At 58.3% G+C, this 7,449-nt stretch carries 2 protein-coding genes and 1 pseudogene; 1 reads left to right on the top strand and 2 read right to left on the bottom strand.

Annotated elements, in window-relative coordinates:
* A pseudogene (locus tag ABJ076_RS00620) lies at positions 1-252 on the bottom strand (D-amino-acid oxidase); the annotation flags it as partial.
* A 1,647-nt stretch (positions 253-1,899) separates the two neighbouring features.
* On the opposite strand from ABJ076_RS00620, the gene ABJ076_RS00615 reads away from it, so the two are divergent.
* Complete coding sequence (locus ABJ076_RS00615; protein WP_348513290.1) at positions 1,900-6,237, top strand: hypothetical protein; 4,338 nt, start codon at positions 1,900-1,902, stop codon at positions 6,235-6,237.
* Between the two features lie 717 nt (positions 6,238-6,954).
* On the opposite strand, the gene ABJ076_RS00610 is transcribed toward ABJ076_RS00615, so the two are convergent.
* The coding region (locus tag ABJ076_RS00610; protein ID WP_348513289.1) for an FAD-binding oxidoreductase at positions 6,955-7,449 on the bottom strand (495 nt) is incomplete at its 5' end.

The raw sequence follows: 7,449 nt of genomic DNA, 5'->3' as shown, positions 1-7,449 counted from the left end.
TTGCCGGTCCATCGACCAGCGCGACCGGCTTTCGAATCCGGCATTCCATGCCTGAAGTCCTCCCGGACGCAAAGCGCGCCAGCGTTTGGCAAACATCGGCAGAAAATGCTTGGCTCCAAAAAGCGCGCCTGGTGTCGGGTCGAGATGGCCCCGGCCCGAGATGGCCAGGGTATGCCCGCCGTCGCCCCGACGGGTCACTGATACGGACGCAGTATGCAAAGCCGGCGGCAATCCCTCCGCGCCCGGTTTCACGGAGAGGATCGAGCTGGCGGAGCGACAGCGGATATCTCACGGACATCATGACCGCGAACCGGATGATCTCGGGCGAATTGTTGAAATATTGGAAAGGGTTTCTCATCCGTCAAAGTTATATACCGTTGCCCATTGCCTCGAGGCAATTTGGTCTGACAATGCCCATCCAGTGGTTGAAAGATAAATGCCATTTATGATTGCACGACGAGACCTGCTCGCATACCATCCGAGCTGAGTTTGGGAATAATCTGAGGAATGTCGGCTCAAGGTCCGCGACCCGCAACAGTGGAACAAGTTGAACATAAAATCTGTCTCGCTAATCGGATCTTGGACTGCATCTTTTTATGAGGGTTGAATTAAAGTCCACGCAGCACGCCTATTGGAGGATTTAATGTGGAGAATATTAGTCGCTGCAGTTGTTATTTTTTTTCTTTCTATCCTGGATAGCCCGCCGAAAGCGCGCGCGGCCGACATTCTATCATTTATTACCACTTCTTCCTCCACCTGCCCGGAGACTTGGGTCGAGGTTACGCAAGCCCAGGGCAGGATCGTCATTGGCACCAACAACACCCGTCACAGTTCCGCGGTGAGTCTCGCCAGAGATTGGTGGAGCAAGGACGACGCCGGCGCCAACCAGCCAGTGGATCTGTCCCATGGATCCGCGATGGTATACGACGACATTGCCCTGCGGCACCATCACAAGCAGAAGGGCAAGATCGGGACATCAGTAACCAGCATCGCGCTTGCAAGTGGCGGAAATGATTTGGCCCGGGACAACAATCACTTGATTGACGATAGCAAGAGTGGGACCCGCCGAACTGCATCCGGCAAGGCGTCCACATCCGACAAACTTCAGCTTGGCGAACACGGCAATTTACCGATCACTCAGATCCTGCTTTGCAAAAAGTCAGCAGCAGCTGTCATTCCAGGATTGCCGGTGAAGTCGGTTTCGTTGTTCTCCACTGCAGATGGTGAGGGGTGCCCCAGCGGATGGGAGATGGAAAAAGGCCTGAACGGTCGCGCGCCCATGCCGGCTCCCAAAGAATTGAACGGAATGAGCATAGGCAGCACTTATCCAGAAGATGGGCGGCTGATCTATCGACACAATCACACCGTCACCTTTGGCACTTTCTCGGAACCTGAGCGGAAGGCCGGACCCAAGGTTGATGTACGACTGAGTACAAAAGACCTGGCGGAGGCTATCATCGCCAGCACATCCGTCGCTTCCCAGGACGTGCGGAAACAAAAGCTCAGGACCGAGAACAGTCTGCAGAACCGGCGCGACAAATGGCTCGATCACGCCGAACCGGACTTTCCCACCGCTGCGTTCCTCGCCTGTCGGAAAGTCAAAGGCGGCGGCTTTGGAAGCGACGGTTCGGCCAAGAAGCTACCGGAAGGTTTTTCGTTCTTTTTCAGCGGTGGCAACGAATGCCCCTCGGGGCCATGGCGCATAGTCAACCATGTGCGCGGGCGTTATCTAATGGGGTTGCCAACTCCCAGATCAGGCCGTTCCGCAAAAGAGCGGGCGAATAACCGAATTCTTGGTTCGGGTTCAGCGGTTCCCGCCAAGAAATTCCCGTCTCACAACCACGAGATTGACATTGTTCTGCCAATCAACGAACAGGGTGTGGCCGGCACCCAATTCCTTTGGAAAAAGGCCTTTGCAACACCGGGGGATTACAAGTTCCACGGCCATACCCACGACGACAAACTCCGCCTGCCCTATCAGGTCCTGACCATGTGTTACAAGTACACGAAATCCGAATAACAAATTACTCGAGAAAGACCATCTACCGCCCAACCATACGTCCGACCGAAGGAGATCTCGCCATGACCGCCGCTCGCAAATCGGAGTTCTCCAAGGGTGTGACGATTGAGTATTCGGCCGAAACCATGGTCGAACATCTAAGCCGGACCATCCCACCGGTTGGGGACGTGTCGGCGGACGCGTTTGCTGTCGTGCAGCGCCCGCTCGCAGACAGCGACAGCCAAGAGGACGCGGCGGGTTCCTGCGTTGAGGTGGTGACCGCCCGCTTGGATGCCGTGAGCAAGACCGGCAAGCTGGTTCACATTCGCCCCGATTTACAAAGTTCAACCGGCTATCAACTGCACGAAGCGGATCTGCCCGCCCTGCGCTGGTTGGATGGCACACCCGTTCCCTTGCAAGAGGTCGATCGGATCGACGCCTTCTATCAGACCCAGCGCACCCAAGACGGTCGAATTGTGCCGGCGATCAACACAATTGTTCAGTTTCAACGCGACGACGATCCGAGCCTTTTGTTCGTCCTGCCCATGCAGTTCACGGACGAGGACGGTTGGCATCCGTGGGCGCTGGCGCGTTTGGATGAGCGCCCGGTGCGCAACCATCTGGATCGCGTGCGCCAGATCGCCGTGTTTCGAGGCAAGGACGGGCGTCACATCTTGCATGGCATCTCCGCAGACCCCGGCGGCCGTCGGGAAGACGACCGGATGTTCCTGATTTATCAAAATCGTCATGGCGAGTGGCGCGAGTCGAACAACGAGATGTGGCCAGACCGTATTTCCGAATTGCGCCTCTTGCCGGGTGGTGCGGGAGAGACGGCCCGCATCGCAACACGCAACGCCAACGAGATGTTCATTTGGCCGGTGACCATCGATGATGAGACTTTGAAAGTTGACGATGAGACCAGTGTTTCCCTGTCCGGTCTCGACGGTCAGATATCCGGCGACCGGCTTCTGCCCATGCCAGCCCGCGTGGGAGATCGGGGCGTTTTGTTGCATGACAGAGAGAGCGGGAACCTTTCCTACCTGACTGGTTATCAGGGCGATGCTGAGCTGTCAGCCCTTGGGCTTACCGGCGGGGCGGGGCAGCCTTCTTCCATCAAGTCGGTAGCCACCGGTCGCGATGCGACGAACAACCTAGTTGTGTTCGCCACCGATGCAGATACACGCATGTGGGTCTTGCGCCAGAAGGCGGACAGCGGCGCGCACGGCTTGGATTTCGAGGATTGGATTTGCCTTGGCGAAGAGGCGGTCGCCGTCGGCGCGCCACGGGCGATGTTGTCCGGACCGGAGTGTTTCATTGTCACCAAGGAGCGTCAGGTCAAACGCATTTCTCAATGCGTCGAGAACAGCCTTTGGGCCTATGACACTCTGGCCGTCCCACGCCAGGACAGCGATCCCGTCGACGCCACCCGGTGTCATCTAGCAAGACTGGTAGTGAAGAACGCTAAGAACAGCCCAGCGCCCTTCGCTCGAGTTGAGATCCAATCGAGCCACCCGGTGGTCGCCTATATCGGACAATACGCCCACCTGCTGACACCGAGCAAAGGTGTGCTTGCCGAGGCCGACGCCACTGGTGTTGTGCGGGTGCGTCTGCCAGCGGACCGGCTAACCGCGCCCAAGCTCCATGTCCGCCCGTCGGACTCCGACACTTGGACAGAGGTCCAACCTGATGTCCGCACTATGCCTCGCTTGAGCGGGGCAATGAAGGGCGCCACGTCAGCCACCCTGATCGAGGCAGGGATCCTGCCGCAAGGTTTGAGCCACGACGAAGCGGCAAAACTGACCGACCTGTACCGCGATGTCAGCGGCAGCCTGGCAAACGGCCTTGGCAAGACCGACCCACGCTCACGTACGGGCGACAAGGTTCAGACCTTCGAAGTCGGTGTGAATGACAACCAACAGATCAGCACGACGGTTCGCAACTGGGACCTGTCAAATCCGTCGGAATTCCTGCAAGACGCCATCTCGACCGCGGAAGAATTCTTCAAACAGATCGGCAAGCGGTTGGGCGACTTCCTGCTGCAAGTCCGCAACAAAGTGGTCGACGTCGCCCGCCTTGTGGTCTCCACCATTCGCGCCAGTGGCGACATCCGCATCAACTTCACCATCGGCGGCCATACGGTTGATCTGCATTTCCGTGCCGCCGACGCCTTGGACGCTGTCGAATCCCTCATCGGTTCGATCTCCAATCTGTTGGACAAGGCCGGCAAGGCGATTAAGAACGCCGCCGACGCGGTTCTTGGTTTTCTGGCAGAGAAGCTTGGCTGGGCCGGCATTATGCGCGCCAACGATGTGTTGCGGGCCTTCGCGCTGAAGGGATTGGACGGCTTGGCCACGATCCTGGGCGACAAAGCTGTCACCTGGACACAGGATCTGTTCTCCCAGATCTCCGCCTTCGCTGATCACATGGGCACGCAATTGTCTTCTCTCCTGCCCCCCGAACTGGCGGAGAAAAGTACCGGCGCGCAGGGCCGCGCGGAACGGGACGGCATCGCCAGCCCGGCGGAGTTGATGCGCATGCTGGCATCCGACGACCCCGCCTTGAACACGGTAATGGATGCGGTCCACGCGGCCTGGGAGGTGGTCACAAAGTTCATGACGGACCTCAAGCAGGATGTGCTCAGCCCCGCGTCGCGAGAGCTGCTGGAGTCGCTCGAAGGATTGTTGGAAGAAACTGCCAAGGCATTTTGGGAAGGCATTAACCTGCCGATCCAACGCTACCTCAAAGAATATGGTAACCCGGATCCGCGCGACCTGAAAAGCTTACTGGGTGTGATCCCCAGCATCTTCTCCAGCCTGCCGGAAGTGGCCCGGTTGGCTATCGATAAGACCGAGGCGATCATCGTCGCGATCCTGCGCGTCGCAGCCGCCGCTGTGCGCTGCATGAAGGAAATCCTGACCGCTCCCTTCTCTGGAATCCCGTTCATCGGCGAGGTGTTCAAGATCTTCAGCTTGGACGGACGGGGGGTGGATTTGTTGGACGTGCTCACCCTGCCGACGGCGGCGGCAGGCTCAATCTTGAACAAGGTCGTCACCGGCAAGGATTTGATCACGGTCGAAGCGCGGGATGCCATCGTCAACCCCGCGTTTCAGTTCGGCGACATCTTCAAGTGCCTGTTTTCCATCGGTCAGACCTCACGCGCGCACGAGGCCAGCATTCGCATCGCCAATGATCCGGAGCCCAAATCTGTTGGTGCCGCCGCCAATCCGGTTGACGAGAAGAGCTTCGCGGATGGTGATGCCGCGGAAAGCGAGATCCAGAAGGCGAATGATGGCGGCAGCGGTTTCAGCATCAACAAGATCGTTGCCATGTTGCAACCGATCACCGGCGCCGTGGCTGTCATGGCCTTGGACACGGTGCTGAAGTTCGTTGAGAACAAATTCGCCATCTTGAAGCAGGTGGACGCGGCGGAGCCCGCCGGCAATCCGTCGGCGGTGGCCTTTTTTTGCACCAGTGTCATCCGCATCCTGCGCGCAGTCTTGCGCATCCCTGGATCGGTGTTTTCGATTGTCGCCTTCATCAAAGACTACAATCAGTTCGACGCACACCCCACATGCAAACTAGCCGGGATTACCATCGCCAGCGCGGTGGCGATGATGATCGTGTTCGACTGCCTATATCATTTCGCCCAAGCAATCGTCTTTTTGGGTGGGCTGTCGATGCCCGGAGTCGCAATGTGCATGGCACGGTGCATCGAATTTGTGGTAACTGCCTTCAATGCGATGATGCTGTTCCTTGGAGCCTGCGCGTTGATGGTGGCTGGATTCCTGGTGATTGGGCTCCAATGGGACTCTATCAAGACATCCCTGATCGACTTCGCCAAGGAGGGGGTCAAGGTTGTGCAATTGGCCATCATGATCCCCAAAGTTGCCCAAGCGATTTCCAAGATCGCAGGCAAGATCGGTGAAATTTTGAAAAAGGTGTTCATGAAGATGTTGTCCGCCATCGGAGAGATGATCTTCGCCAATTTAGGTGACATCTCCCTCGACGCGAGCGCGTGCCCGAACACGATTTCCACCGTCAGCACCTCCGGCGGTGCTACCGTTGCCGGAGTCGGTGCCCTGGTCGGGCTCGCCATCATGGCGGTTCTGGTCGTCGTGGTCATCGCGGCGGCATTGATTGGCATCGTGATCTGTATCGCCTTGTGGCTATGGGGAACGGTGGTCAAGGCGATTGGGCTGTTCCATGACGAAGAGATTGCCGCCCCCTCAACGGGATAGCCGGCCCGTTTCCCTGTGGTTGTTCAAAACTCGGAATCTCTGATTTACGGACAGCGATTTCAGATCAGAACCACGCGCGTTTGGTTCTACCGAGCCGCGTTGGCGCCAAAAAAGTTGGCCGGCCTAGGCGTAGGACGTCGCCGACCCTCAAAAGAGGGGAATTGACGGATTCTTAGCGAAACGGGTCCCTCCCAAGCCACATGTTCTGCTTGGTGTGAACCGGCACCAGGGTTAGGCGGCACTACGCTCGTAGCGATGATGCAGGCCACCGACTTCCGGGATGGCGACGATTAGATCCCACTGTGGTTTCGATTGGTCGGCTGTGGCGACCATCGCCCGTCGGTCACATCGACGCCGATGCCATCGCCCGGAACCAGGGCAATCTTGTAGCTCTTCATTAAAAAACTCCCTTGCCGATCAAAGATCGATCAGCACCGATTTGGTTCGCCGATTTGCGAGATGGGCCTCACGGCCGAGACCCTTGTCGAGGCCGCTGCCCTTCCAGCCGCCGGTCGGCAGGGTTACGTTCCCAGGATCGAAAGAATTAGGCCACGGAAAATCCTCAACTCGAAAACGGCGAAAGTATGCCGTTCGCCCCGAGGTCGAACTTGCCGTATCTGCGCAATCGGCAGCCGAAAGCACTTTGTGACGATATTCAGAGGCAGAAGGTTTCGCGGATCGTCAATCGGGCATCGCAGAAAAGGAGCCGCGGGCAAATCAGAAGCTGGCGACCTTGCCCCATTGGCTGTCCTGGAAACGGGCCAGACGGTATTGCGCCACTTCGGTAATCGGCTGCCTGCCAAGCACAAGATCGGCAACCAGATGACCGACCCCGGGCCCGATGCCGAAACCATGCCCTGAAAGACCCGCCGCCAGCATAAGGCCCTCGACCCCGGTATCCGTATCGATCACGGGCACACCATCAGGGGTGCTGTCGACATAGCCTGCCCAGATCGCCTCCACCGGAATGTCGCGCAAGGCCGGCAGCAACTCCCGCGCCCGGCGCAGGGTCTCCTTGGTAAGCGCCCGAGATGGGCGCGGAGAGAGAATACGCGTCCGCTCCATCGGCGTTTGCCGGTCCATCGACCAGCGCGACCGGCTTTCGAATCCGGCATTCCATGCCTGAAGTCCTCCCGGACGCAAAGCGCGCCAGCGTTTGGCAAACATCGGCAGAAAATGCTTGGCTCCAAAAAGCGCGCCTGGTGTCGGGTC

The sequence above is a fragment of the Nisaea sp. genome (assembly GCF_039990255.1).
Lineage (GTDB): Bacteria > Pseudomonadota > Alphaproteobacteria > Thalassobaculales > Thalassobaculaceae > Nisaea.
This window is presented reverse-complemented; position numbering and strand designations above follow the sequence as displayed.